Source organism: Thalassoglobus polymorphus (assembly GCF_007744255.1).
In the GTDB taxonomy this organism is placed as follows: Bacteria; Planctomycetota; Planctomycetia; order Planctomycetales; family Planctomycetaceae; genus Thalassoglobus; species Thalassoglobus polymorphus.
In genome coordinates, this window is sequence record NZ_CP036267.1 from 1,381,306 (window position 1) to 1,407,423 (window position 26,118).

At 50.7% G+C, this 26,118-nt stretch carries 15 protein-coding genes and 1 tRNA gene; 5 read left to right on the forward strand and 11 right to left on the reverse strand.

Translation table 11 applies throughout. The features are described from left to right. Positions 1-167: 167 nt before the first annotated feature. From Mal48_RS23150 to Mal48_RS05160, 6 genes are all read right to left on the reverse strand, one after another. Complete coding sequence (locus Mal48_RS23150) at positions 168-329, reverse strand: DUF6800 family protein (protein WP_197442069.1); 162 nt, start codon at positions 327-329, stop codon at positions 168-170. Between the two features lie 325 nt (positions 330-654). After that, positions 655-1,401, reverse strand: coding sequence for an SDR family NAD(P)-dependent oxidoreductase (locus tag Mal48_RS05140; protein WP_145196786.1), 747 nt, complete (start codon positions 1,399-1,401; stop codon positions 655-657). 256 nt (positions 1,402-1,657) lie between these two features. Further along, positions 1,658-3,535, reverse strand: a complete 1,878-nt coding sequence (locus tag Mal48_RS05145; RefSeq protein ID WP_145196788.1) for a DEAD/DEAH box helicase — start codon at positions 3,533-3,535, stop codon at positions 1,658-1,660. Positions 3,536-3,555: 20 nt separating this feature from the next. After that, positions 3,556-4,083, reverse strand: a complete 528-nt coding sequence (locus tag Mal48_RS05150; RefSeq protein ID WP_145196791.1) for a hypothetical protein — start codon at positions 4,081-4,083, stop codon at positions 3,556-3,558. 483 nt (positions 4,084-4,566) lie between these two features. Continuing rightward, the gene (locus Mal48_RS05155; protein WP_145196793.1) at positions 4,567-4,938 is read right to left on the reverse strand and encodes an STAS domain-containing protein; all 372 of its coding nucleotides are present in this window, start codon (positions 4,936-4,938) and stop codon (positions 4,567-4,569) included. Between the two features lie 165 nt (positions 4,939-5,103). Further along, the gene (locus Mal48_RS05160; RefSeq protein WP_145196795.1) at positions 5,104-7,191 is read right to left on the reverse strand and encodes a thioredoxin domain-containing protein; all 2,088 of its coding nucleotides are present in this window, start codon (positions 7,189-7,191) and stop codon (positions 5,104-5,106) included. Positions 7,192-7,789: 598 nt separating this feature from the next. Here Mal48_RS05160 and Mal48_RS05165 point away from each other — a divergent pair. Next, entirely contained in the window at positions 7,790-8,212 is a 423-nt protein-coding gene (locus tag Mal48_RS05165; protein WP_197442070.1) for a MarR family winged helix-turn-helix transcriptional regulator, read from the forward strand. A gap of 226 nt (positions 8,213-8,438) precedes the next feature. Here Mal48_RS05165 and Mal48_RS05170 read toward each other — a convergent pair whose 3' ends face one another. Further along, positions 8,439-10,832: a polysaccharide biosynthesis tyrosine autokinase gene (locus tag Mal48_RS05170; protein WP_145196799.1), complete on the reverse strand. Its 2,394-nt coding sequence runs from the start codon at positions 10,830-10,832 to the stop codon at positions 8,439-8,441. A 70-nt stretch (positions 10,833-10,902) separates the two neighbouring features. Continuing rightward, complete coding sequence (locus tag Mal48_RS05175; RefSeq protein WP_145196801.1) at positions 10,903-11,874, reverse strand: SDR family oxidoreductase; 972 nt, start codon at positions 11,872-11,874, stop codon at positions 10,903-10,905. Positions 11,875-12,534: 660 nt separating this feature from the next. Between Mal48_RS05175 and Mal48_RS05180 the strand changes: the two genes are divergently transcribed. Both Mal48_RS05180 and Mal48_RS05185 read left to right on the forward strand, forming a co-directional pair. Continuing rightward, positions 12,535-14,364: a 30S ribosomal protein S1 gene (locus Mal48_RS05180; RefSeq protein WP_145196803.1), complete on the forward strand. Its 1,830-nt coding sequence runs from the start codon at positions 12,535-12,537 to the stop codon at positions 14,362-14,364. A 398-nt stretch (positions 14,365-14,762) separates the two neighbouring features. Beyond that, positions 14,763-16,361 (forward strand): transposase, encoded by a 1,599-nt coding sequence (locus tag Mal48_RS05185; RefSeq protein ID WP_145196549.1) that lies wholly within the window; start codon positions 14,763-14,765, stop codon positions 16,359-16,361. 425 nt (positions 16,362-16,786) lie between these two features. Here Mal48_RS05185 and Mal48_RS05190 read toward each other — a convergent pair. Next, positions 16,787-16,860, reverse strand: a tRNA-Val gene (locus Mal48_RS05190). A gap of 564 nt (positions 16,861-17,424) precedes the next feature. Between Mal48_RS05190 and mreB the strand changes: the two genes are divergently transcribed. Next, on the forward strand, positions 17,425-18,474 hold the full coding sequence (gene mreB / locus Mal48_RS05195) for a rod shape-determining protein (RefSeq protein ID WP_145196805.1): 1,050 nt from the start codon (positions 17,425-17,427) through the stop codon (positions 18,472-18,474). 57 nt (positions 18,475-18,531) lie between these two features. Continuing rightward, positions 18,532-19,476 (forward strand): rod shape-determining protein MreC, encoded by a 945-nt coding sequence (locus Mal48_RS05200; protein ID WP_145196807.1) that lies wholly within the window; start codon positions 18,532-18,534, stop codon positions 19,474-19,476. A 67-nt stretch (positions 19,477-19,543) separates the two neighbouring features. Here the strand turns inward: Mal48_RS05200 and Mal48_RS05205 are convergent, their stop codons facing one another. Further along, complete coding sequence (locus Mal48_RS05205; protein ID WP_145196810.1) at positions 19,544-19,744, reverse strand: hypothetical protein; 201 nt, start codon at positions 19,742-19,744, stop codon at positions 19,544-19,546. A gap of 343 nt (positions 19,745-20,087) precedes the next feature. Further along, on the reverse strand, positions 20,088-25,709 hold the full coding sequence (locus Mal48_RS05210) for a right-handed parallel beta-helix repeat-containing protein (protein WP_197442071.1): 5,622 nt from the start codon (positions 25,707-25,709) through the stop codon (positions 20,088-20,090). Between the last annotated feature and the right edge of the window lie 409 nt (positions 25,710-26,118).

Genomic DNA, 26,118 nt, shown 5'->3' on the forward strand with positions numbered 1-26,118 from the left:
TTGGTGAGAAACACAGCTGGAAATGAAAGTCACAGTATCGAAAGGACCACTGCGGCTTTCAACTTGGAATGGGACTCAAATCAACATGCAGTGAGCAGCCCGGCAAGTGTGCTGGCTGACTCAAGCTGACTTACAGTTGCAATTACCATTACAAGTTTGAAAAGACATTACTCGAGAACCGCAAACGGGCTGACTCGGTATGCTTTTTCAGCAATTTCTTTCTTTTCCGCGTCTGATTTGGCTTCAGCGTGCATTTCGCGGAGTTTTTTTAGTTTTTTACGTCGAGTTCGGCGACGAGCCAACTCACGTGATCGTTCAATACGCCCCATGTGCCTGTAAACTGCTTTTAATCAATGATTGGTAATGCGATTGGACACCCCAAATCGCGAGGGTTGTTAGAGTATCTCGCAGCGGCTTCATGGTCAACGGACCTTGAGGAACTCAATTCAAACGAAATCAAGTGATTGTCCCGAATGGATCTTCTTGGAAGTGACCTCTGATCGAAACCGGTTCAGTCTGGTGATCTTTCGTTAGAAGACCGAGCGCAAAAGCCCGAGTGTTGAACCGACGATGCTGCACGGGTTTGTGAGCTGCACTGAGTTGTATGCTGCACTGAGTTGTATGCTGCACAGTATTGTGACTTGCAAGTCTCGCCTACATTGTTCTTCCACCGTCCAGGACGATGCACTGACCGGTGGTCATGGTTGTTCCGACAGCCAAATAGAGAATCGTATCTGCGACATCTTCGGGAGTGGAACAACGGGGAATCGGATAGTCAGCGGTGAATTCGTCGATCTGTTCTTCCGTCATCCAAGTGCGTAACCAACGTGTATCGATCGGTCCGGGACAAACAGCATTCACACGAATCTCGGGAGCAAGCACTCGCGCGAGTGATTTGGTCATTGTATTGAGAGCCCCTTTGCTGGCGCAATAGGCGATTGAGGAACCAACCCCACCTATTCCTGCGACAGAGCTCGTGTTGACGACTGCACCATTGCCACTTTTCTTCAGGAGCGGGGCAGCCGCACGTGTCACGAAGAAAGGTCCTTTGAGGTTGACGTTGAGAATCCGGTCCCACCGTTCCTCTGTCATTTCATCGAGGTTCTTATGCGGAACGGGAAAGGTGCAGGCAGCATTGTTGACTAAAACATCCAGCGACCCGAACCGTTCGTCGACCTGCTGAATCATGTTTCGAACCGCTTCGTCGTCGCTGACATCACACTTGATGAGAAGTGCTTCCGAACCGGCAGCTTCGACGAGTTTGACGGTTTCTTTCGCTTCGGCCTCGCTCTTGGTGTAATTGACTACGACGTCAAATCCCAATTCTGCAAACTTTTCTGCACAAGCTCGCCCGACACCGGTCGCTGAGCCGGTGATAAGTGCAACTGATCTTTCTGCCATGACAAACCTTTGGTTCACGATCTCGATTGGGATCTAGAGCATTTCCAATGCTTATCATGTCCGCGAAGTACGTTTTCACAAGTCCATCAGCCAATCACCTGGCAATACGCTCTGTTCGCGGACACAAGAAACACGAGACTGCTCTTATAAACGTTATCGTGACAGCCAGCGGCGGTCCTGAACAGTCAGAATCGGGACTCAAGACTCAGAATCGTGAGCAATGTTGATCGATTGCTCAACGCTCAACTGCAGATCGTTATGCAGCGTTCGCATCACTTTGAGGAGGTTTTGGGCGGATCGATCTCGACTTGTTGTCCCCGTTGCGAGCTTTGAGATCGAAGAGACCGAAGATCTCTCCGGCGGATAAGCTCAGAGAACTGTTTTCATTATCGCCATCGCCCAGAACGCGTTTAAAGAGTTCGCGCTTCTCCTGCAAAACCTTATCGATTCTTTCTTCAATGGTGTTCTTGCAGATGAATTTGCTCACGATAATCTGAGACGCCGTGGCTCCAATTCGATGTGCCCGGTTGATCGCTTGATCTTCAACTGCAGGGTTCCACCACCGGTCATACAAAAAGACATATCCGGCAAATTGCAGGTTCAGTCCAACTGCCCCGGTGCCGTAACTCATCAAGATCAAATTGCAATTGGGGTCGTGCTTAAACTGGTCGAGAATCGGCTCGCGTTTTTTGGTGGGGATTCCACCGTGGTATGTCAGGCAGCCGAACTGTTTCGTCCGTTCTGCCAGCCAGTCGAGCGTCTTTGTCCATTGGCTGAAGAGAATCGCCTTGCCTCCCGAGGCGGACACTTCTTCCATGTCTGCCACTAAGCGGTCGAGCTTGCAGGAATCGCCTGTCATCGGGTCAGAATTACAGATCTGCTTCAAACGCAGCACAAGTTCGAAGACATGCTGAATCGTAATCGACTCGCCCATCCCATCGAGTTGGATCACACCTTCCTTTTCGGCAGTTTTGTAAGTGTATTCCTGCGCCGGAGCGAGATCGATCATGGCGTCACGGTCGATACGTGGAGGAAGATCCTGCGCCACGAGATCCTTTGTTCGTCGCAGAATGTATTCTTCGCTTAACTGCGAGAGTTGACGAATATCCGGGGAAGCGTGTTTCGGAACAACGTTCATAAACTGGAAGAGTGAAATCATTTCCTCGGCCCGGTTTTCAATCGGAGTTCCAGTCAGACAGAGGCTCCGATCGCGAGGGATCGAGTGAATCATTTTCGCTGTCACGGACTCCCGGTTTTTAATCCGCTGTGCTTCATCGAGGACGACCATATCAAACTTGGGATGATCTTCTTCGCGCATGTTCATGAAGTCGCGGACGACGACTTCGTAGTTTGCGAGCAAGACCATTGAGCCGGGCATCTGCCAGATCATTTGGCGGCGATTAATGTCACCTTCCAGAGTGGTGATCGGAATCTCTTCCGCCCAAAGTTTGAATTCGCGTTGCCAATTCGGGATCAGCGGTTTTGGGCAAACCATTAACACCCGACGAATTTGACCGGCTCGAAGCAGCAAGCGAATTGCCGTGATCGTTTGCATCGTTTTGCCCAAGCCCATTTCATCAGCCAGGAGTGCCGACTGCTGAGCAAATAACCATGCAATTCCCTCGTACTGATAGGGAAACGGCTCGAAGGGCATGATCAGCTCTTGCCCTTTTAACCAAGATTCCAAAGGGGGTTGAAGAACATAAAAGAGTCGGTCTTCAATCGAGAGTGCGTCACTCGGCGGTTGAATTCGGGTCGATTTTCTCTTCTTCGCACTCTTGTCTGGATTCGCAACTTTCGGCCCTGCGATCTCTTTGAAGTTTTCGTCGGACTTCTTCTCTCCTGCGACTGGTAAGAATTCGATCCCATCCGGGAACGTGAGCCCAAAAGTGTTCAGCTTCGGCCAAAACGGTTTCCAGGCTGGGATGAAGCCAGCTTTATCAAGAAGTGGAACCGAGTTCGAATCGAGTGGCGGAAGACGCTTTAATGCTCCATTCATTCCGGTGATGTGCAAATGAGGAGACCCCATTTGAAAATCGGTCTCACTCACCTCCGGGGAAGCAAACTCGAACGGCATGGACTGAGGAGAGGCTTGGGGACTCTCTTCTTGAACATGATCGTGATTATTGAACATGAAGGAAAATCACTTTCGAATCAGGCGACAGCGTTGGATTTGACAGTCTCCAACAGAGCGTCTTTCACACGTTCGAGCGGCTCAGCAAGGTCGGCATCTGAGGAAATCCTCGCGCATTTCTGTTCGAGCAGATCCTGATCTCCGGCATAGTCTCGATGAAACCGAAGCTGCTGCATTCCGAGCTGAATCCTGGTTTGGTCAGGGAGATCCTGCTGCGGGTCACTTTTCGCAACGAGGCACCCGACCGGAACGGGGATTGCCATTCTTAATTCAATCAGTTCATCTTGGCAGATGATGACCAGCTCGGGCTGTACTTTCAGGCGTTCAAAAAGGGTCTTTCCGATCAATTCAGAATAGACGAACGGTTCGAGAGTTGGCCCGTAGAGAATTTCCTGGGTTTTGTTCGGGCGTATCGGTGTCGTACACTGGAATTCAAGCGGTCTCCCGAGTTGATTGGTGACCAGCAAGCCACCGACGTACCCGAGATCGGTTTGAACCACCCACAGAAAGCCAAGGTGAAACTTCTTTTGATCCGCCGGCTGCGACATCGAGACTCCATTCCTGTCGATTGAGATCGGGAAGTCCTTTCCCCACTTTTTTCGTCTCTGCTCAAATCGTCCACACAGGGAAAGAACTTGAGTCAGAGCAGCTGAGCCGTCAGGACTCTCCTCGAATCCAAGAATCCCGGAACCTTTATCCGTTGAGCTTCAGTCCGGCCACCGAAGTTCGGCAAAGGCTTCAGCAGTTCGATGATATGTCGTATCTCTTTTTCTGGTAGGTCGATACGTTGAATCGCTACGCTGGATAAGTGAGTGCCGCTCCGTTAATGCTCCTTATTCATGGCTATCGCCTCATCTGGAGCATCATTCGACTTGGTTTGCAGGATCTGCCTCGTGGCGAACAGCATTTTTACTAGAGAAACGCGCTCTTCACGGGCACACGGTAGAGCAAACTGCTCTAGTCAATCGAGGCGAATGGAGAACGATGGTGCTAAGTGAAGTAGAACAAGCAGGAGACTTTACGCAGCCTGCCTATTTCGCAGTCTCTTTGACATTCTCCAGAGCTTCTTCAATCGAGTCAAAGTGTGGCCAGAGCTTGAATAAGCTCATGTTCTGCAGAACTTGCTTCATTTGATCATTGGCGTTGCAGAAACGAGCTTGCCCGCCACGAGCTCGGGTTTCGCGCATCATTGAGACCAGCGAACCGATGAACTCAGAACCGAAATAGGTCAGTTGAGCGAGATTCATGATGAGGTGCTTGTTTTCCGGCTTCATCATTTGCTGCCGAATCACATTTGATTCAAGGTGCAAATCCTGATACCGGAACGCACTCCCTTCACCCATCGGAGTTACAATCAGGATATCGCCCAGCTTCTCTACATTAAAAATTTTAAGATGTCGCATGTTGCTCAACTTTTTCAGCTGGTCAATTTACAACGATAATAATGACCAGGAGGGATAGCAAAAATTCTGACTGCCCAAAGTTCCGGAAATGAGCGGCCATCTTCGTATAAATTGATCTCTCTGTCATCCGTGTCGGAATTCACAAGTAAATATCGTCACGAAATCTTAACACTCCTCCGAATCGAGTGCACAGAGTTGCGTTTTGAGTTGCTCAACTGATTCAGCCGGAACATGACACGTCCCACGGTCACACAAATAGACCCGGCTGACATCCAGGTCTTTCCCTTCAAACATAGAGCGAGTCAGTTCCCCAGGTTGATTTTCCTGTGAAATGGCAATTAATCCGTTTGGAAGAAACGTTCGTCGAAGATGAGTGAGCATTTCCTCGCTTGCCTGCGAGTTTTCACCTTGAATGACCACAACTTCTCGACTTGGACCGAGTAAGAAGTCGACCGCAATTAAGCCTTGGCCGCATGCTCGGGGGTGTTCCTGAATGAGACCGCTGAAGGAATCGATTGTCCGTACTGCTAATGTTTCCAGTTCGGACCGCTCGCAGAGTCGCCCCAGTTTAGCGAGGACAGTAGCTGCCACTCCATTCCCGGAGGGGACAGCATTATCTTGGTAGTCCTTGGTTCGAGCAATCAGAGACTCGTGGTCATTCGCTGTGTAGTAAAAACCGCCATGCTCTTCGTCCCAGAATGTCTCGATCATCTTTTCAGAGTATTTCACGGCCTGTTCGAGCCATTGCTCTTCGCCACTGGCATGGAAAAGTTCCAGTAGACCTTCAATAAAACTGGCGTAATCATCAAGGTAAGCCTGAAAGCGAGCCCGGCCATCTTTGTAGCTGTGAACAAGATTGCCGTTTGCATCATGAATCTTCGAAAGTATGAAGTTTGCAGCATTTCGTGCGGCGTTGAGGTATTTCTCATCGTCCAGGACGAAGGCCGCCTGCGCCATCGCTGCGATCATCATTCCGTTCCAGGAGACCAGAATTTTCTCATCCCGTCCGGGGGCGATTCGCTGTTTTCGAAGTTTGTACAGCTCTTTCTTTGCAGATGTGATGGTCTCCTCGATTTCTTCGAGACCGACCTCCAATTCGGTTGCGACCTGTTCCAGTGACTTTGGGCGATTCAGGATGTTCTGACCTTCCCAATTCCCCGATCGGCTGACGTCGTAAACGGCATTGAAGATACGTGCTCGTTCTTCCCCGAGTGCATCGACAAGTTCCGCCTGATCCCAAACGAAAAATTTTCCTTCGACACCTTCTGAGTCTGCGTCTTGAGTGCTGTAGAATGCCCCATTCTCCGACGTCATCTCTTCAAGAACATAGTCGAGAGTCTCTACGACTGCTCTGTGGAATTCGTTTTCGCCTGTAAATTGCCAAGCTTCCAGGTATGCGGGGACGAGCAGAGCGTTGTCGTACAACATCTTTTCAAAGTGCGGGACTAACCAATGTGCATCGGTTGAATACCGGTGAAACCCTCCACCGATCTGGTCATAAATCCCGCCATGAAGCATCTTTTTCAGTGTGAGAGAAACGACATCGATCGCTTCCTGAGAGTCGAAGCGTTTTCCCAGCCGCAGCAATGCACGCAAGTCCATAGGATGCGGGAACTTCGGAGCTCCCCCCAGTCCCCCATGCTTCATGTCCGCGACAGCGATGATAGACTTCATCGCGGATTGCAACGTCTCGACATTGAGTTGAGCTGAGTCAAAAACTGGGGCCGCCATTCCTTGGATCGCCTCGACGAGCTGATCGGCGCTCGTGACAACTTCATCACGTTTGTTCTGCCAGTAGTCTGTCAGCTTCAGTAAAATGTCCTGAAATCCAGGCATCCCCATTCGCGACGTCGGCGGCCAATAGGTTCCACCGTAAAACGGCTTTCCGTCAGCTGTCATGAAAACAGACATCGGCCAGCCGCCCCGTTTCGTGATCAATTGCACAGCCGACATATAAATTTGATCGACGTCAGGGCGTTCTTCGCGGTCGACTTTGATTGAAATGTAGTTTTCGTTGAGAAGTTGTGCGATCGCCTCACTTTCAAAGCTTTCATGTTCCATAACATGACACCAGTGACAGGCGCTGTAGCCCACCGACAGGAAGATCGGTTTGTCCTCAACACGAGCTTTTTCGAATGCTTCCTCTCCCCAGGGATGCCAGTCTACCGGGTTGTATGCATGCTGGAGGAGGTATGGACTGGTCTCGTCGATCAGTCGATTTGGTGTCCGTTCGTGGGATTCTGTATCTGTCATGTCAGCCAGGGAGATGCGAGGTCAATATTGCTTTCACGCTGTTGCGACACGTTTCTCGGAACGTGTGTCCAGTTCTCTCTCGAAGCAAGAGGATTTTCACGTAACAAAACATTACGTCAGGTCCGACAACTTGCCTCGTGGAGGTGAGACTTCCCTCCATCCTAAATGAATTCACTCGCACTTACCGTACATGATGCCGTGAAATCAAAAAGATTCGTTGCTTCCTTGAAAGTGCAGGGCTCTCGCTCACGACTTACTGGGACACCTTGGTACTGATTCTGAAACCTGAATTTGCTCTCTCAAGGGGTAAAGAATGCGGTGATTCCAGAGGTTTTCGGTCTGGTTCTAAGAGATATCAGCTTGCAAGATGTCGGGCTTTTGACGTACGATAAGGATCGAAGCGAGTGTATGGTTCATTAGGGAGAATTTCCAATTTCCACATCACAACGATAACCAGAGCGGTTGTTGTCATGCCGTTCGCGAGATTACGTCGATGCTGAAATACGACTGGGAGAACAGTATTGGGTACTGGGTTTGCACTACGTCGCACGCCCTTCGGAAGGCGCTGGACTCGCACTTGGCAAGAGAGGGAATCACCATGCGCCAGTGGGAGGTCCTAGCCTGGCTTTCCGCAAGCGGCAATGGGTGTCAGTCGACAATTGCCGATCAACTTGGAATTGAAGCAAACACTTTGGCTGGCGTACTGACCAGAATGGAAAAAGCTGGGCTTCTCACACGGCGGAACTGCCCTGATGACCGTCGCAAAAACACGATTCACCCCACAGCCAAAGCTGAAAAGCTTTGGAAGCGGGTTGCTTCGATTCAATATGCTATGAGAGAGCAAGCTGTCCAGGGGTTGTCAGTGGAAGATCTCGCACTCTTTAAAAGTATGTGTGAGCGAATCTACAACAACGTCACGGATTTGAATGCGAAAAACCCAGGCTTCGATCCCTGTAAGGCTGCAGATCCATTTGGTGACAAGATTCTGAAGTCCGGTTCAGAAGACAAAACGGTGACTTGATCTCTCTTCTCTGAGTCTCCGGCAGTTGCTCGCTGCCAGGTTCTTCCGGCCTCTTTCTTACTCTCACATTCTCCCGGTCTGCTGACCTGCTTGAATTGATCGGCATGGGAAGTGGTGACATCGCTCTCACGTCATGGCGATCAGTGCGTAGCCAATCTCCCTGCGTAGCCAATCTTCCTGCGCAAGAGAGGCTTTACAGGCAGAGGAATGAGTTCTCAAGTTCGTTTTAAGTCTTAATGATTTCCGTTGGCTCCGCTGGTCGAGGCCGTTGTGATGGATTCTGTGGTGCTTTTGGGGATTCATCTTCGTTGTAGTAGCTTCCGTACGATTCGTAACCGTATCCGGACTCCGAAGCTGATTCCATGTCGAGTCCATTAGCAATCAGTCCATGGACATTCGCGCCGTGGACTCGCAAGGTCTCCATCGCTCTAACAATCGCGGCACGTTTGTTTTTCTTCAGACGTGCAACTAATGAAATTCCATCGACATGAGGGGAGAGAATCGCTGGGTCGCTGACAGCCAGAACTGGCGGCGAATCAAGGATGATAAAGTCATATTCGCTACGCATCTCATTCAACAGGGCAGGCAGGTTGACTTGAGAAAGAATCTCTGCTGGATTCTCCGGACACAACCCGGCAGTGATGACAGAGAGGTTTTCCGACGGAGTTTCTCGAATGGCATTCTGCCATTGAATTTCATTCAGCAGAACATCGGTGAAGCCGATTTCCTGTGGAAGTCCGAGCAGGTGGTGCAGCGTGGGGCGCCTCAGATCGCAATCGATCAGCAGGACACGTTTCCCCGCCTGAGCCATTGCCAGAGCAGTGTTGACCGCAATAGTACTCTTTCCATCACCCGGTTCTGCACTTGTAATTTGCAGCACTTTCTCGTTGTTTCGGAGACCATGAAACAGCGTTGTGCGAATCGTTCGGAACGCTTCCGCTTCTCGCGATCCCGGACGATGCAAGAAGACGAGGGCAGACGTTAGTCCGGTCTCTTTGGCGAGTCGTTCAGAATCAGGTGTGGTGGCAAACTTCGGGATCGAGCCGAGCAATGTCGTCTCCGAAAGTTTACAGAGCTCGTCCACGTTCTTGATCCGCGTGTCCATCCACTCTCGGAAATATGAGAGAATAAAGACGAGACCAATGCCCAGGAATCCAAACATCCCCACAATCTTAATCACACGTTTCAGCGACCGCTCAATCCGCACTTGAGCGATTTGTTTCATGCGATAGCCTTCTTGTTCTTTGGAAACGTCGTACGTGGCGATTTGATTGAAGACTTGCGAGAGTTGAGCTTTCTTGATGCTCAAGTCATCTTTCAAACGCTGGTCTTCAACCTGGTACAGCTCCGCATCTTTCGCTTTCTTTTCTGCGTCTTCACGCATGATATCCAGATTCTTTGCGATGCTTTTCAATTCTTCAAGCTGACTTTTGAGAGTCTCTTCGTAGACTGAAATCAGGTCCATGCCTTCGTGGTTTCTCGCATCGGCAGGATTGTTGCTCGAACGTTGATACGCCGGGGGCGTCAGTCCCTGTTGAGCATACGAGTTCAGAATCGTGTCGATTTGCCGACGAACGTTGCGAACATCGGTATGGTCCGCACCGAGAGAGTGCAGCAGTCCCTGTTCAAGCAAGCGTGCGGTTAAAAACTGTTGATCCAGTGCCGCCTTTTCCGGTGGCCCCGAGAGTGCACCTGCTCCACCTCCTGAAGATGCGCTCTTGCCGGCTCCCGTGCCGGTTGAAAGTGAATAGGTCACCCAGAACTCGAGAGACTCGCGCGAGTCACCACGTTCCCGGCGTCGCTTGAGTTCCGAAAGTTTCGCTTCAATCCCGGATTGCTTAATCTGCCCTTCGTTTTGTTCCTCTTCAATCGAGGACAGCTCTGCTTCGTAGCGGCTTTGCGGCGGAACAGGAACACCGTTGGCCCCTACGATGGGCGATGCTTTCAGAAATACCGGGGCCGAGACTCGGAACTCACGATAATCTTTTTCCAGCTTGGCGATTTCGTCAGATAACTTTTTCTGGCGATTGAGTAATGTGTCGTACATCTGTCGCGAGTTTTCATCGCGTGTTTCGTGAAGGTAATCTCGATAAGACTCAACAATCGCCTGAACAACCGTTTTCGCAATCTCCTTGTCCGGGTGATCGAACGAAATGTCAAAGACGTTATCGAAAGAGTTCTCCTGTCCGGCACTTCGCGAAACCGCCATCCCTTCGCGGATGTTTTTATATGGGTCGTATGCTGTCGCCAAAGCGGGAACACTATTCAAGCCGTGCTTCTTAAACGCTGGCTCGATGATCAAGTCGCTTTTAATGAGCTCGACATGATCACCACGATCTCCAAAGCGATTGGCTTCACCATCGTTGATCGGAACTGAGGCTTTCTTTGAGACGAGCACTTGCGTATTGGCTGAATAGATCGGCCCTAAGAACAGGTACATTCCGATGCCCGCCATTCCACCCAGGCAACCTCCGAGGATCAACGGCTTCCAGATGGAGAGTAGAAAACGCCCAATATCGATACTGGCTCGCGAACTGGCGGAGTTTCCGCTCATAAACCCGAAAGGGGCAAAATCGAATTCTGCCTCGGAATCACTTTTCTGTTCTGTCTCGGATGACACTCGACAACCCCCGGGAACTTGCGTTCCATGCTATGATGAATTCAGTCTCTTGCAGTTTTTGGAAAGAAAATCAGGCGCGAGAAACTTCTCGCTCAGCCTGTTCTGCACAATAAAATTTCAATGTTTCTTGCAGCCCCTCTTCGAAGCTGAACTTTGTGGTGTAGCCCAAGTCTTTCTTGATTTCAGAAATGTCAGCCCATGAGTGAAGGACATCACCTTGGCGAACTGGCTGGAAATCCGGGTCGAATGGTTTGTCGAGTCCCTTACAGATTGCGTGCAGCAAATCTAAAACTGTAATCGACGCCCCAGACGCAACGTTGAAGACTCGGCCAGAGACACCCGGTGTCGTCGCTGCCAGTAGATTGGCATGGACGACATTTCCGACATACACAAAGTCACGTGATTGTTCACCAGTCCCAAAGATCTTTGGGCGACGACCTTCAAGCAAGGCAGCAGCAAACAGAGGAATCACAGCAGAATAGGGGCTTTTCGGATCCTGGCGTGGACCGAAGACGTTGAAGTATCGCAGACGCACGACCTCCATTTCGTACGAGTGGGCAAAGGCTTCGCAATAGTATTCTGTGGCGAGCTTAGCAGCTGCATAAGGAGACAGGACTTCCGGAGTCATGCTCTCACGTTTTGGCATCTCCGGATTGTCGCCATAGGCACTGCTCGAACCGGCATACACCACACGCCGCACACCCGCCAGGCGACATTCATTCAAAACGTTGATCGCTCCAGTGACACACGCATCGTGAGTCGCCATCGGATTTTCGATGCTCACTGGGACTGAAGGTAAAGCAGCTTGGTGAAAGACGGTGTCGACCCCCTCAACAGCCTTTCGGACGGTTTCCGCATCGCTGACATTTCCTTCGATGAATGTCAATTTGCCTTCCAGGTGAGCAATGTTCTTCAGATGCCCGGTGGAAAGGTTGTCCAAAACCCGAACGGTACAACCCTGTTCAACTAACTCTGTGGCAATATGCGAACCGATAAACCCTGCGCCACCAGTGACCAGGCACGTCGACAATTCCAAAGACATCCAAAACTCTCCTGTCCGATGTTCATCTCGTTTAATGATTGATGGTCTGGCTCAGTCCCATCATGAAGGCGATGGAACTGATTTGATCTCTTGAATGACCGGAATTTCTTTGGCGAAAGACGTTTTTACGGTCACGAAAAAACGCATCTCTACCAACAAAAGTAAGCCAAACGGCTGCAACTCGAGTGAATCACAACGATTTCAATCGGCTTGTGAGGGTTACTGAGATTGAGTTCACCATACATCTCAATTTACACTAATTTCTGGCACAAGAGGAGAAGTTGCCCAGGGATTGAATAATTCCCTCAACAAACTGTAAGGAATGGACAACTCTTGACGACTTGTGATGATGAAGCAACGCCACGCAAACTCACTACGTTTGCTAAAACCTGTATTCTCGGTATAAAGCGTTTCAGAACAGACATTAATGATCTGTAAATTTCACGAGAGAGCAGCCCGAATCACTTGCAGATTCGCTACTAAATAATTGACAATCACAACAGTCATCACTGTGAGCGATCACAGCGATCATAATAAATGTGACAAGACCATTTTTTGTCCAGTTGATTCGAGCCGAGGAGTTGAATCAATCCTGGATCGCTTCGGTGACGAAGCGTAGTCTCCCATCTCCTCATCTCACGAATGTTTTAGGTTTACGGAATGAGCACGGATAAGAGTGCCCCTCAATCTGATTCCCCCAAATCAGATTCCCCTCAAGATGAGGCTCAAGTGGCGTCCCCTATTCAAGACACCCCTGCAACCGAGTCAGTTCTCACTGACCCAGTTGCGACTGAGTCCACTCCTGCGGAAACTCCTGTCACGGAAACTCCTGTCACGGAAACAGCAAAGCCAGCAGAACCCGAGGTCGCTGCCACTGCTCCTGTCGCAGAGAGCCCGCAGGCTTCAGGTTCAGAAAGTCCGGCAGAGGCTCCGCAGGCAGCACCAGCTGCAGAAGCGGAAGCGAGCAGTGCTCCGGCTGAGGGGACACCAGCACCGGAAGCTGATTCACCAAAAGGTGAGACTTCCAAGCTCAAGCTCAATCCGACAACCACTCCACTCGATGCACGCCCAGTTCCATCGCTGGGGGGAGAAGCCGGTTTCGTCCCGCCCGTTTCAGAGGGGCCGATCGAACTTCCCGGTGCCAACGATGATGAGATCGAAGCCGAAGTTGCGAAAGCTCTCAGTGGCGGGGAGTCAACATCCTCGACCACTGCAGATTCGACTTCAACCACCGAAACCGGTGCCCCGGGAAAATCGAGCGTTGATTCTTCAATTGAAGCAGCTATCGAACAGGCGATGGGTGGAGCAGAAACGCAAGCAGAAGGTGAGGAAATCCCTCAGCAGAAGCTCGATCCAGATGATCTGGAGCCCGGGCAAAAGCTAAGCGGGGTCGTCCAGTCAGTGAGTGGCGACAATGTGTTCCTCGATTTCGGAATGCGCCTCAGCGGTGTCGTTCCGCTCAAAACATTCGGCAGCAAAGGCCCACCGAAGTCTGGCGAAACTCTGGAAGTGCTCTTCGAACAAGTCAGCGAGGAGGAAGGGTTGATTCTGACTCGACTCCCCGGTGGAGTCGCAGCCGCAGTCCAAAGTTCCGATTGGGATTACTTGCAAAAAGGGCAAATGGTCGAAGCCCTGGTCAAGAAAACCAACAAAGGTGGTCTGGAAGTGACCGTCGGCAGCCTGAGAGGTTTTATCCCAGCCAGCCAGATCGATCTTGGCTTCGTCGAGGATATGGAAGTCTACGTTGGTAAAAAGGTGACTGCAGAAATCACCGAGCTGAAGCCAGCGAAGAAGAATCTCGTCCTCAGTCGTCGCAAAGTCTTGAACGCTCGCCGAGCCGACGCCAAAAAACAGTTGATGGAAGAACTGAAGCCTGACCAGGTTCGCACCGGGGTCATCAAAACAATTAAAGACTACGGTGCGTTCGTCGACCTCGGAGGGACTGATGGCTTCCTCCCGATTTCACAGATCAGCTGGATTCGCATCGGTCATCCATCGGAAGTGATTTCCGAAGGTCAGGAGATCGAAGTCAAAGTTCTCAGCATCGATCGTGAGAAAGACAAGATCAGCTTGGGGATGCGTCAACTTACGCAAAACCCATGGAAAGTTGCGGAGTCGAAATACGAAAAAGGTTCAAACGTCACTGGTCGAGTGACCAAAACTGAAACCTTTGGCGCTTTCGTCGAACTCGAACCCGGTATCGAAGGTCTTGTTCATATCAGTGAGCTTGAGCACCGCCGGGTGAAACGTGTCACTGAAGTGCTTAACGTCGGAGACATGATCGAAGTTCAGGTTCTTGAAGTCGATCCCGGCAAAAAGCGAATCAGCTTGTCGATGAAAGCTCTCAAAGCGAAACCAGAGCCTGTCGACAGACCAGCCGAGCCAGAAGTTGAAAAGTACGAACGCAAACGCAAAGGTCCCCTCAAAGGCGGAACCGGCAGCGATAGCGGTGGCGGCTTGTTCGGAAACCCCGGTGACTTTGGGAAGTAAGGGGCGATGGGAGTCACCTCCCTGATCACTCCATTTCATCCCATTCGATTCCAACTCAAGAAAGCCCGGCCAAAAGGTCCGGGCTTTCTTTTTTTCCTATTTTGAATGCTTGTCGTGCGTTGTGCCCATGAAGTTGAATTCAATGACTCCATAGACAACTCACCATAAGGCCAGAACGCGTTCAGAATTCCCAAAGTGCCTGTCGACGCCACACTGTCGACGCCACACTGTCGACGCCACCCTGTCACGGCAAACACTGTCACGGCAATGTCGGGCGCAATCCAAGAAAAGAGCAGGGCGAAGCCAGAGAACACAGAAGCAGACTCAAATCTAGACGGGGCGGCAAAAAGTCTGGTGGTTGGAGTTGTGTCGATTTGGTTTCGCGGTAAATTCGCGACATGCTTACTCTACGCGACCATCACAGCGGTGATCTGTTTGATCCTTGGGAATATCTAGGGCTCAAACGAAGACGTCTTCTTGATCGGAGTTGGGCCGGAGTTTTCAGGGACTATTTGCTGAAGCAGCTTCCCGTCCGTGAGCTTGCTGCCGAATTCCGTGATGATTTTGGGCGTCCGACGAAGGATCTCTACGTCGCCCTGGGGGCATTGATTCTTCAGCAACTCCATGATTTCACCGATCAGCAAACCACCGAAGCGATCGCGTTGAATATCGCTTGGCATTACGCGTTGGATATCAGACAAGATTCTGACGCCTACCTCTGCGAGCGAACACTTCGCAACTATCGCAAGAAAGTACTGGATGCTGGCTTTGATCAAGTTCTTTTCCGCACGCTGACAGACAAACTCATTGAGGAGATTGGCGTCGATACAAGCAAGCAACGTCTTGATTCAACAGCGGTGCGATCAGCCATTCGTGGATTAACGAGGCTGGGAATTTTGGTCGAGGCAACGAGCAAGTTTCTGCGAGAGCTAAAACGAATGCATCCTGAGCAATATTCGTTGGTCGATCCAGAAATGATTCGTAAGTATGTCACTCGAACAGGTGACGGTTGCTTTGGCGACACACGGCCCAGTGAATCCAAAAAGCGGATCACGGAAGCTGCCGAAGATGTCTTTAAGCTCATCGGGCTCTTTCAAAATGCGGAATGTTCGAATTTGGAAAGCTTCCAGTTACTGCAACAAATCTTTCACGAGCAGTGTGAGGTTTCTGATTCCGCTGCAGAGTCCGTCACAGTGCGGCCACCAAGTAAAACGGAATGTGATGGGGTGATCAATCCCGCTGATCCCGATGCCCGCTACAACAAACATCGTGGCACAGGTTATCTCGTGCAGATTATGGAAACGTATGAAGAAGATTCCGAGGAGCCGGATGTCTCAAACACGCCCAAACCTGATCTGATCACTCACGTGGCTGTCGATCCGTTAACGATGCACGATAAAGACGCTCTGCCTCCTGCGTTCAATGACACTGAGCAACGTGGTATCAAGCCGCAGACGCTTCTTGCCGACTCGCACTATGGATCGACTGAGTGTATCGAAAACGGATGTGAGCGCGATGTTGAAATCGTCTCGCCGGCGCAGACGCCCAAGGGAAAGTTGCAGGGCAAGTTCACGCTTGAAGACTTTGAGGTCGATGAAGAAGGATGCATCACATGCTGTCCCACAGGACAGCAGCCATCAGAGACAAGCGTTTCTGGAGTTCGTCTCCAGGTTATTTTTTCGAAGGAGACATGTGAAGGCTGTCCTCACAAGGATCGGTGTCCAGCAGCATCAGTGGGACGCCATTCAGCACGCTATCAATACACACACGATCGCGTGCGTCTTCGACTACGCAGATTGAGGGAAAGAGGGGACGAATTTCGCGACCGCTATCGATGGCGAGCTGGAGTTGAAGCAACCATGTCACGGTTCAAATACCAGATGGGCATGGCTCGATTGCGAGTTCGACGAATGGGTAACATCACCTATGTGGCAACCTTGCGCGCTCTCGGTCTGAACATCCGCCGCGTTGCCGCCTATCGCTCGGCAGCTGGGTAGAATAGGTCGTCTGCGCGAGCATCTGCCAGCCACACAGTCTCATCATGCTTCTTAGCGTCCAACTGTGCAACAATGGAATCGGAAATCGTGTGAGAAAAATCCGCAACCAAAATGTTTTCATACCAGCAAAGACTTCCTTTTTGCCGCCCCGTCAAATCTAGAGCATCTTTCGAATTGGTTTGCAGGATCTGCCTCGTGGCGAACAGCATTTTTGCTAGAACTGGTCCTGAAACTTGAAATTGCTCTCTCAAACGTTGAGAAAAGCGATGATTCCAGAGGTTTTCGGACTGGTTCTAGTGAAACGCGTACTTCACGGGCACACGGGAGAGCAAACTGCTCTAAGCCCAAGACAGAAACAGATCTCAAGAATGTTTATGCAATATTGAATATTCCATAAAAAATGCCGTTCACAAGGAACGGCAAAGTGGTCGCATCCGGACTCGAACCGGAGACCTTCTGTGTGTAAAACAGACATTCTAACCAACTGAACTATGCGACCGGACGCATTCTAGTTCTGCATTGGGATCGTGGCAAGTGGGTGGGTTGAGATTCATTGCTGACTTTGATTTCAGTGTCTGACTCTTGCAGCTCAGGTGAATCGCAACGATTTCAACAATATTGAGAGGGCGACTACAGCAGTTTGCTCTGCCCTGTGCCCGTGTTGAATGTGTTTCTCTAATAAAATTGCTGTTCGCCCCGAGGCAGAACCCGAACACCAGTTCGAAGGAACCTCGAAATTGGGGTCGGGATGGATTTTATGATTCTTTGCCCAGTCAAATTTGAGGTGGCTGCCAAGTTGTACAGGTTGTTTTTCTGCTTGTCACGCTCCACTTTTAGCAGTTGTGTTCTTTGTAAGTGTTTGAATTCAAAAGGGTTGTGGCTGTTTTGTTTGTGTTGAGTGAGCAACAGGTGCATCATTCTGAGTGTCAAGGGGGGCGGATGCTTGATCTCATCTTGCTCTGAGCTGCTGAATACCGGTACAAATTGCCGGTCGAGCAATGGATGCTCCTCTCAGTTCAGATCGGATTGACCAAAATTTACTAGGGATGGACTTCAAGCAAGGATGCTGAACAGGCTGCGAGACTGGTTTTGTCCCGATCTCGGGATTGACCTCGGGACGGTGAATACACTGATCACCGTTCGTGGAGAGGGTGTGGTCGTTGATGAGCCGACAGTGGTCGCTTTGGAAAAGAAGTCGCGTCAAATTCTCGGTCGGGGAGCCGCTGTCGGGAAGTTGGCAAAGCAGATGATTGGGCGAACGCCCGGGTCGATTGAGGCAGTCAAACCGGTACGGCATGGAGTCATTACCGACTTTCAGTTGTGTGAGCAGATGCTCCGGTATTTCTTTCGAAAGGCTGCCGTACAGAAAGCCGGTTTGCGACCACGTGTGGTGATCGCAGTCCCTTCTGGAATCTCACCCGTAGAAAAACGCGCGGTCTTCAACTCTGCTGAACGAGCCGGAGCTGGGCGGATTTATCTTATCGAAAAGGCCAAGGCTGCGAGTATCGGAGCAGGGCTCCCGATCTCTGAACCGTTGGCAAGTATGATTTGTGACATCGGAGGGGGGACGACGGAAGCTGCGATTTTGAGCTTGGGGGAAATCGTGGCGAGCCGGTCGAGTCGCATCGCTGGCGAAGCGATGGATGAAGCAATCGTTGATGCCGTCCGACAGCGATTTTCGTTGCGGATCGGGATGGCAACCGCCGAGCAATTGAAAATCGAAATCGGCTCTGCCTACCCATTGGATAATGAATTAACAACAGAAGTCCGTGGGCTGGATAGTATCAGCGGGATTCCACGCAAAGCGATGATCACTAGTGAAGAGTTACGGCTGGCGGTTGAAGATTGCCTCTGGAAAATTGTGAACAACATCAAAGCAACTATTGAAGTCTGCGATCCCGAACTGATCGGAGACCTCGCCGATACGGGAATTATCCTCACTGGTGGAGGCGCTTTGTTACGGAACAGCGACCTTTTCTTCAGTGAGCACTTGGGCGTGCCCGTCCGTGTTGATCCTCAACCGTTGACGACAGTTGCTCGAGGAACAGCAATCTGCCTGGACCATCTGCAACACTGGCGTCGTCGTTTTCAAACAGAAGGCGTCGGGTTTTGATTTGGGATCGAGAATTCTCGGTTCGCACATTTTGACCAAGATTGAAGTTGAGTCACCATGAATGCCTCGCGTTGGCAATCTCCGTTCTCGATTTGGCTGGGCTGGCTGCTGGTTGTGGCATTCCTGTATTTTGGGCCTGCAACATTTTCGAATCGATTGTCGAGTGCCATTCTGAGCGGGGCAGGGTGGTCGTTGACGACATTGAATGAACTGCAAGTGTGGTCAACGAAATCCGTTTCTGTCGAGAAGGATTCTCAAGCGACGAATGTCGACGTACAACAGTTACGCTCGCTCGAACAGCAAAACCGCGATCTGGCAACGATGATTGCGACCTTGCGAGAACAAAACGCACTTTTGAACTCATTTCCTGGCGGACCTGAGTTCTCAGAAACTCTCCCGCTCCGAAAAACAATCGCGGTGACAACGAATGTGATTGGCTCGCGCGGAAATGAATTACAGGGAGCGTTGCGGTTGCTCGTTTCTCTAGGGGAACGTGAAGGGATCGCTGAAAATGAACTTGTTCTGGACGGCGCCGGGTTGCTGGTTGACCAAGGGGCTTTGGCAGGGCTGTCAGCTGATCAGCTTGTTTCATTGGGGAAATCTCTTTTTGGCCGGACCGTCCAGGTGGGGAAGTGGACGACGCTTGTTCAACCGGTGACTGATCCTGACTTCCGAACTGCGGTGCGGCTCGTCCGTTCTTCTGAATTTGGAACGGTAATGGGAGCACGAGGAATTCTGAAAGGGACAGGCAACGGTTGCGAAATGATCGAAGTGGTCGGAACAGAACCCGTTGCGGTGGGCGATCTCGTCTATACGGATACTCTGGTTTCGCCAACCTCGGTCCCGATTTATTGTGGACGTGTGACGAATGCCTCTATCGCAGCCAATGCAGCCCACTGGACCATTCATGTGAGTCCAGCCAGTTCGATTGATTCGACACCGGCAAAGCTGACGGTGTTGAAGACTGATCTCCATCTTCGTGATGAATCGCCATCACGTTGAAATAGAGCATTTTCAATGTTTCACATGCCCGTGAAGTTCACTCTCATGGCTTCGTAGACTGCTCGCTCTACTTATTTTCGTAAACCGCAGCGGAGTAGGCGGAGAAGATGTGCATGAGCCAACCGAGGAGAAAAATCCAGAGGATGACATCGATCACAAAGTGAAACGCTGCCGCAAGCATTCTTCCCTGAAGGAGTTGGCCTAAGCCAGGAATAAAGAAACTACACAAGGCAGCGAGGACATTTCCATCACTTCCACGGGTACTCATAGGTGGCATTCATTTCTGTTGAAAGGGGCATTGTTCGCAGTTGGTCTCACTGCGAAGGTTCCCTGAAGTTTTTATCGATGAGGCGTTGAAGTCAAGAGGGAGGACTCCGTTTTTTTGTCGTGCCTCCTCGGAAATCACCTCGATTTTTTGCCTCAAACTTATTGGTTTCCTGTCACATCATGTGGATGAGTTTTTGGGGGGAGAAGTTCCGAAAATGTGAGCCTGAGTAGTGCGTGAAGCGGTTTCAACAGGAGAGGATCAAACAAAAAAAGAGCAGCAGGATTTGGTCCTGCTGCTCTTTGGTTTCGGTCTGTTTCAACTGATGTCTGTTGAAACGTTCGGTTTATGGGACATAGGTTGTGGTATCCCAGTCGAAGAAGAGTTCTCCGAATTCAAACCCGGTATTGATCGGAGCAGCTGAGTTAAAGGTCGATCCGATGGTGTCAAACTCGTTGCTGGTTCCATCTCCGGTGAATCCGATGATGCTGGCTGCCGAAACTCGGAAGGTACTCGTTCCCATTCCCGGGTAAAGGTAGGTCAGACCAGGTCCAACGAACGGTGGGAGTCCATCTCGGCTGGCGAGACGTTGTGCATTCCGACGTCGAGTCGAAATTCGGAACGGTCCCGCGATGTTTGGAGCCGCGATATTGTTGAGACGTGATTTGAATACTGGCTCTGCATTGTCGTACCAGGCACCTGTGTTGGTGACATCGATCGAGTTTCCGGTGTTCCCGGTAAAGACGAGGTCAAGTCGGGCCAAAGGATCGCTACGATATGGGGCGTCGAGTGAGAACTCGTTCTGAGTCCATGTTCCGTTTGTGACAGGTGGATTCGCTGTTGAGCGGAATGATTCGAACCAGACATCTGTTCCAAAGTTTCCGGAGAAGACGTTGTCCGTAATGTTGGCGACCACTCCACCGAATCCATCGCTGGCATATCCACCCTCAAACGTTGTTCCAAAGCCACCGTCGCTGGTTCCGACTCTCATCACGAAGCCAGTTGCATCGAACTGTGAGCCGATTCCGTTGTTGTTGACGATGTTGTTGTCCATGTTGAAGAGCATTCTCGGATCAGCGAAGATTGAACCGTTTGCCTGCATTCCATGGGTTTCATCATTAAGTGGGTTGTTGTCCGGTGTCGGAGCATCTTTGAAGTTGTACTGTGCTTCGTCCGAGGTGTTGACAACGTAAACACCTTCTCCGTCGTTAACATTAATCGTGTTGTTCAGCAGGTTGAAGACCATGTCTGGGCTGAAACCAGCGTTGAGGATATCAACACCACGTCCGCGATTGTCGAAGATGATGTTTGAATCGACGGTGATGTCGGACGACGCCAGGTTAAGTGTCGCCACTTCGATCCCATCGCTTCCATTCCCTGTGATGGTGTTGTTGGTGATTTCAGACTCAACAATCACATTGTTATCTGCCCGGATCTCAATTCCGATGTCTGCGTTGTCAGCGATAAAGTTGTTATCGATTCCGATGATATTCCCGAAGAACACCGTGCTTTGGATGTCGATACCGCTGGCACCGTTGTCAGTGATCAGGTTGTTGTGGATATCAGCAATACCGACAGCTGTGGATTGAATACCAGCTGCTTCGTTTCCTTGAATGATGTTTCCAAGGCTGAAGCCATCTCCATCGACTCCGTTCTGACCAATTTCCAGAAGGGAATCAATTCCATACGATCCATCCAGCTGGATCCCTGAGCCACCATTGTTGACGATCTCGTTCTGGGTCCAGATCCCGGTAACATTTCGTTGATCCAAGGCTGAGTTGGCTCGGTCTGTGACATGAATACCGTGGCTGGAGTTTGCGTCGATCAGGTTGCTGTTGATGATTGAATCAAGCACAGCGTCTGCTTCGACTCGCATGTGAATTCCGCGAGTGTTGTTGCGGATGATGTTGTCTTGAATCAGGTACGTGTCGGTCGTGTTCGCATTCTGTGACAGAAGGCTGATTCCGTCTCCAGTGTTGGACTCGATTGTGTTTCGCAGGATTGTTCCGTTGATGAATCCGTCATCCTTGCGGTTCATCCCGATTCCATCTGATCCGTTGCTGGTGATTACGCTGTCCTGAATCCGGATTTCATCGAAGATGCTGAACTCTGAAGACAGGATGTTGACACCACGTTGACCGTTTCCACTAATCAGGGTTTCTTCAACAAACAGGTCGACCAGTGAGGTGTTCACCGTTGGTGAATCCGGGCTGGAGATAATGCTGATTCCGTGATTTGTGTTATTCGAAATTGTTGTCAGTCCAGTGAACTCAGGATCGACAGGGCTGGTGATGGAAACACTCATTGTGGACCCGTTAAAGGTTTCTCCACGGTAACCGTTGTCAGCGTTTCCTGTGATCGTTGCGTTCATCAGGTCGATGTTCGCTGCGGAAGTGTCTCGTGTAATGATGTTGAGTCCACTACCTGAGCTACTTGCTGTGTACTGGTCACGGGAACTGTTGAGGTTGAGTGCTGATGCTCCATGCAATTCACCGCGAAGGTTAGAAGCGAGGTTCTGATCAATGAGGTTGTCTTGCATTGTGACGTTGACAGTACTGTCTGTCAGGTCAAATTGAATCCCGCTGTTTCCACCGACACCAGCTTGCGTGACGACGCCTGGATCATCCAACGGAAGAGTCGAGGCTGCGAGCATGTAGTTTGCGAGTTTCTGCTCGTTTGCTGCAATCGTCGCGGCACTTGGGGCCACCATTTCAAGTTCGCTGCCACCAGCAGTTCCTGGAACAAGTGGGAAAGTCTGGTCAGCGGCACTCATGTCGACTGTGTAACCAAGGTCGCTGAACATGGCTGCTGTGACACGGGAGATTTTCCTTGGAGCTGTTCCAGTAGCCGAGTAAGTCATCAACTCGTCGCCGTAGAGAGCGTCATCCCAGTGGGCGTAGTCCGAACCAGGGCCGATTCCGGTTTGCAATGGGACGCCTGTGTCATTCAGGTTAAACAGTGCATTGTGTTCCGCCACCGCATTCGCTCCGGTATAGAGAGCATTCGGGTAGTCGACCAAACCTTTCTGAGCCCACAAGAAGTCTGTGAATCCCAGAACATGTCCCATTTCATGAATGATGACATCACGAAGTTCCAAAGCAGGCAAAGTTGGGAGGAACGAATTGCTGAATTCCATGAGTCCCAGATATGGAAGCATGTCAGCATCGTTTCTCTGAGCGGTGAATCCAGCTTGTCCCAGAATACCTGGTCCAAGGTCAGCTCCTTCAGCTGTAATGGTGATGTCGTCAATCAGCCCATAGACAGGATCGACAACATCAGGCAGGTCACCGATGATGATTTCTTGCCAGCGTTGAGCAGCGAAGTTGAATTGTGCCTGTTGAGCCGGAGTCAGGCCACCCAGGAAGGCAACATTAATGTTGAACCCACCGATTGGAGATCCGTTCCCTTGGATGAAGTTGTTCGTGATGATCAGGTCATCCATGAGTGAATCGACACCGATGATGTTGATTCCGTTTCCAGCGTTGTCGGTGATATCATTGTTTGTGATGTAGAACTGGTTGTTCGTTGCGTTATCCATGACGAAGGCCATGCCGTCTCGACCGTTGCGGTCGAAGAGGTTCATGTCGAATTCCCAGTCATTGAATGTGGCATCGTTCAGGTAGGCTGCAAAACCGCTTTCTCCGTTGTTGGAGAATGTGTTTGCTCCCATCACGAAGTCGTTCATTTCTGAGTTGTCGACGATGACTGTCAGACCGTTTCGACTGTTTGAATCAAACAGGTTTCCTGTGAATCCTGGAATGAATTCCAGTGGGTCAAGTGGATCAACCTGTAATGGAGTGTTGATGGTTCCGCCATCTCGAGAGGCGAGTAACGCACCAGAGCCAATGTTGTTCTCGAAGGTGTTTCGTTGGAAAGTTGTCAGCGTGATTTCGCTTCCTACGCCTTCTGCATTGGCAACAAATCCAGCGGAAGTAATGTCTTGATTGTTCGAGAATGTGTTGTCCTCAACGCTTGCGTTAATAGTTCCGCCGTTGATGGCTTCGATTTGCATTCCCGTTTCGTTGAGGTCAGCACTGTTGCCAACAATTCCTGTTGACATTGTCGCTGGGTCAAATGGGAACACATTCGTGGCGTCAGTCAGATCGGAAGGATCGATGTACACACTTCCGTCGCTGAAGACGGGGAGATCAGCATCAGGAGCTGTCGGGACAGCGTCTGGCAGGTTATCTGCCATGATGTTGGCTCCATCGGCGATCACCTCAAAGCCAATTCCCATGTTGTTGCTTGTGGAGTTACTGAAGAGGGCAAGAGCTCCATCTCCTGTGAACTCAGCTTGTAGACCACCGATGATGTTGTCACGAAGTACGTTTTCGCTGTAGTGCAACGATCCCGAGAAGTTCGTCAGCTGTGTTGCGTATTCGGAGTTCTCCAGAATGTTACGGTTAATGCTGACACTGGAAACCATGTCTCCGTAGATGGCACTGCCAGTGCTTGCGTTCGGGCCAGTGAGTGTCATCTGGTGATCAATCTGGAAACCAGCGACTTCGAAACAGTTCCCGCCAGTTTCAAGTGTGATGATGTGGTCGTTTCCAACGATTCCACTGCTCGTGAGCAGAGGCAAAGGTTGATCCGCCACGAATCCAGGCATCACAAACAGACTGCCTTCAGATTCGAAGTAGTGTTGAACACTGCTGCTCAAGAGGCGTTGACCACTCAGGAGACCAAGGCCTGTGTTCAGGTTTGTGTCGGTCTCATCTTCTCGAGGTTGAACGTAGATGATGTCGAATGCCCCTTGCTCAGCCAGTGACAAAGCGGAGTATTCTTCGAGTGACATGAACGGGTTGCCGACCGAACCGTTTCCAGAAGTCAGATCATCTGGATCAATATGTGCGACATTGTAAGGCAATCCGGTTTTCGGATTGATTGCGATATTCTGTTGGATTCCGGTTCCAGTGCTGACCGGCATGCGGTAGCGACGAATCACAGAATCTGTGAGTGCGGAAGCGACGGCTGGACGTTTGAACCAACGGATTGGACCGCTTGACGGCATGGTCAGTTCGAAGTTGATTGAGAAGTTCGAACCAAATTCCGGGTCGTTCGTGTACAGTCCGTTTAACCAGAAACTGTCGTTGATCTGTGCTTGAGTTCGGACACTCACTCCGGCTGAGGTATCAGTCTCTTCACCTGCGAGGATGTAAAAACCGACTCCGACATCGACACCGTATCCACCCAGGTAAGGGAATGGAGTTGCGATTTCCGCATCATACGTTTGCAGGGCTTCCTCTGTTCGAATGAACTGTTGGACAGAAATGTTGTTCCCAACGAACGCATTCTCTCCTTGTCCGACCACGGACGTGTTCATCGATTCCCCGATCGGGATCGAGAAGTTCATTCGCATGTCGACATAGCGACCGAGAGATTCGAAACTCCCGCCCAACTGGTTGTAATCACCGTTGTAGGCAGTTTCGTTGTCCCACCAGAAAGAGGCCCCGTAGACACGGTCGTCTTCTGGAATGTATTCGCGATATCCGAGACCGAAGCTCGCGGAACCATCTCCACCATCGGAGATGTTCACTCGCGGGTTGACCCACCATAAGGCGCGGTCACTCTCAAACGCTAATGGAATGAACGCATTGAGGTTGGTGTATCCATCCTCAAATCCGTATCGATCCATGCTTGACCGTCCAACACGCCAAAGGATTTCGTCCCTTGGTCTTGTTGCGGCAAAGCCGACGCTTTCGTCCTGTGGGACGAGAGCATCATTGAACATTGGGGGAGCACCCGGGATAAAGTGCGTTTGTTGCACTCCTGGTGCTGGAACAGCTGCCGAGGCGGAATGATCTTGACCACCAAGTCGTACAGAACCGTAATCCGCCTGGGAAACGGCTCCTCCTTCCGATTGCTGAGCTTCGAAAGCTCCCACATCAGGGGATTGTCCCCACGTGGTCGCCGACAAGCCTAAACAAGCGGTAATAACTTGCAGCCAACTCTTACATGTGTCTTTCATCGATTGCTCCAGCATCCTGCCGTGTTTCAGCCACAGGTCCTTTGTGACTGTGCGTACAGGTCGTTTCTGCGCACTCGTCAACTCGTAACAACCCGCCCCGGTAAAATAGTCCGGTCGTGACGGTTCTACCGGTAATGGTAGTTATCCTGATCAATCGGTCGGGGTCCTCTCTTCAGTTGAGCGGAATTACGGAACAGGTAAGATTTAACGATTGTTCCTGTTTTTCAGTCTCGTCAATTTCCACCGAATTTACCCATTCTTCCTGCCTTAGCTCAGTGTGGGCAGGGGACTGGCAAGGTGCGCGCAGGGTGGACGGGCTCAGAGAATCGACTCGCATTTTATTCTTGAAAAATCTTCAAACCTTGGGAATAAAACGGAGCGTCGAGGCCTCTATACTTTCACAGGCACG

Coding starts and splice junctions, on each gene's coding strand:
- Mal48_RS23150 (WP_197442069.1), bottom strand. CDS start 329: ATGGGGCGTATTGAACGATCACGTGAGTTGGCTCGTCGCCGAACTCGA.
- Mal48_RS05140 (WP_145196786.1), bottom strand. CDS start 1,401: ATGGCAGAAAGATCAGTTGCACTTATCACCGGCTCAGCGACCGGTGTC.
- Mal48_RS05145 (WP_145196788.1), bottom strand. CDS start 3,535: ATGTTCAATAATCACGATCATGTTCAAGAAGAGAGTCCCCAAGCCTCT.
- Mal48_RS05150 (WP_145196791.1), bottom strand. CDS start 4,083: ATGTCGCAGCCGGCGGATCAAAAGAAGTTTCACCTTGGCTTTCTGTGG.
- Mal48_RS05155 (WP_145196793.1), bottom strand. CDS start 4,938: ATGCGACATCTTAAAATTTTTAATGTAGAGAAGCTGGGCGATATCCTG.
- Mal48_RS05160 (WP_145196795.1), bottom strand. CDS start 7,191: ATGACAGATACAGAATCCCACGAACGGACACCAAATCGACTGATCGAC.
- Mal48_RS05165 (WP_197442070.1), top strand. CDS start 7,790: ATGCGCCAGTGGGAGGTCCTAGCCTGGCTTTCCGCAAGCGGCAATGGG.
- Mal48_RS05175 (WP_145196801.1), bottom strand. CDS start 11,874: ATGTCTTTGGAATTGTCGACGTGCCTGGTCACTGGTGGCGCAGGGTTT.
- Mal48_RS05180 (WP_145196803.1), top strand. CDS start 12,535: ATGAGCACGGATAAGAGTGCCCCTCAATCTGATTCCCCCAAATCAGAT.
- Mal48_RS05185 (WP_145196549.1), top strand. CDS start 14,763: ATGCTTACTCTACGCGACCATCACAGCGGTGATCTGTTTGATCCTTGG.
- mreB (WP_145196805.1), top strand. CDS start 17,425: ATGCTGAACAGGCTGCGAGACTGGTTTTGTCCCGATCTCGGGATTGAC.
- Mal48_RS05200 (WP_145196807.1), top strand. CDS start 18,532: ATGAATGCCTCGCGTTGGCAATCTCCGTTCTCGATTTGGCTGGGCTGG.
- Mal48_RS05205 (WP_145196810.1), bottom strand. CDS start 19,744: ATGAGTACCCGTGGAAGTGATGGAAATGTCCTCGCTGCCTTGTGTAGT.
- Mal48_RS05210 (WP_197442071.1), bottom strand. CDS start 25,709: ATGAAAGACACATGTAAGAGTTGGCTGCAAGTTATTACCGCTTGTTTA.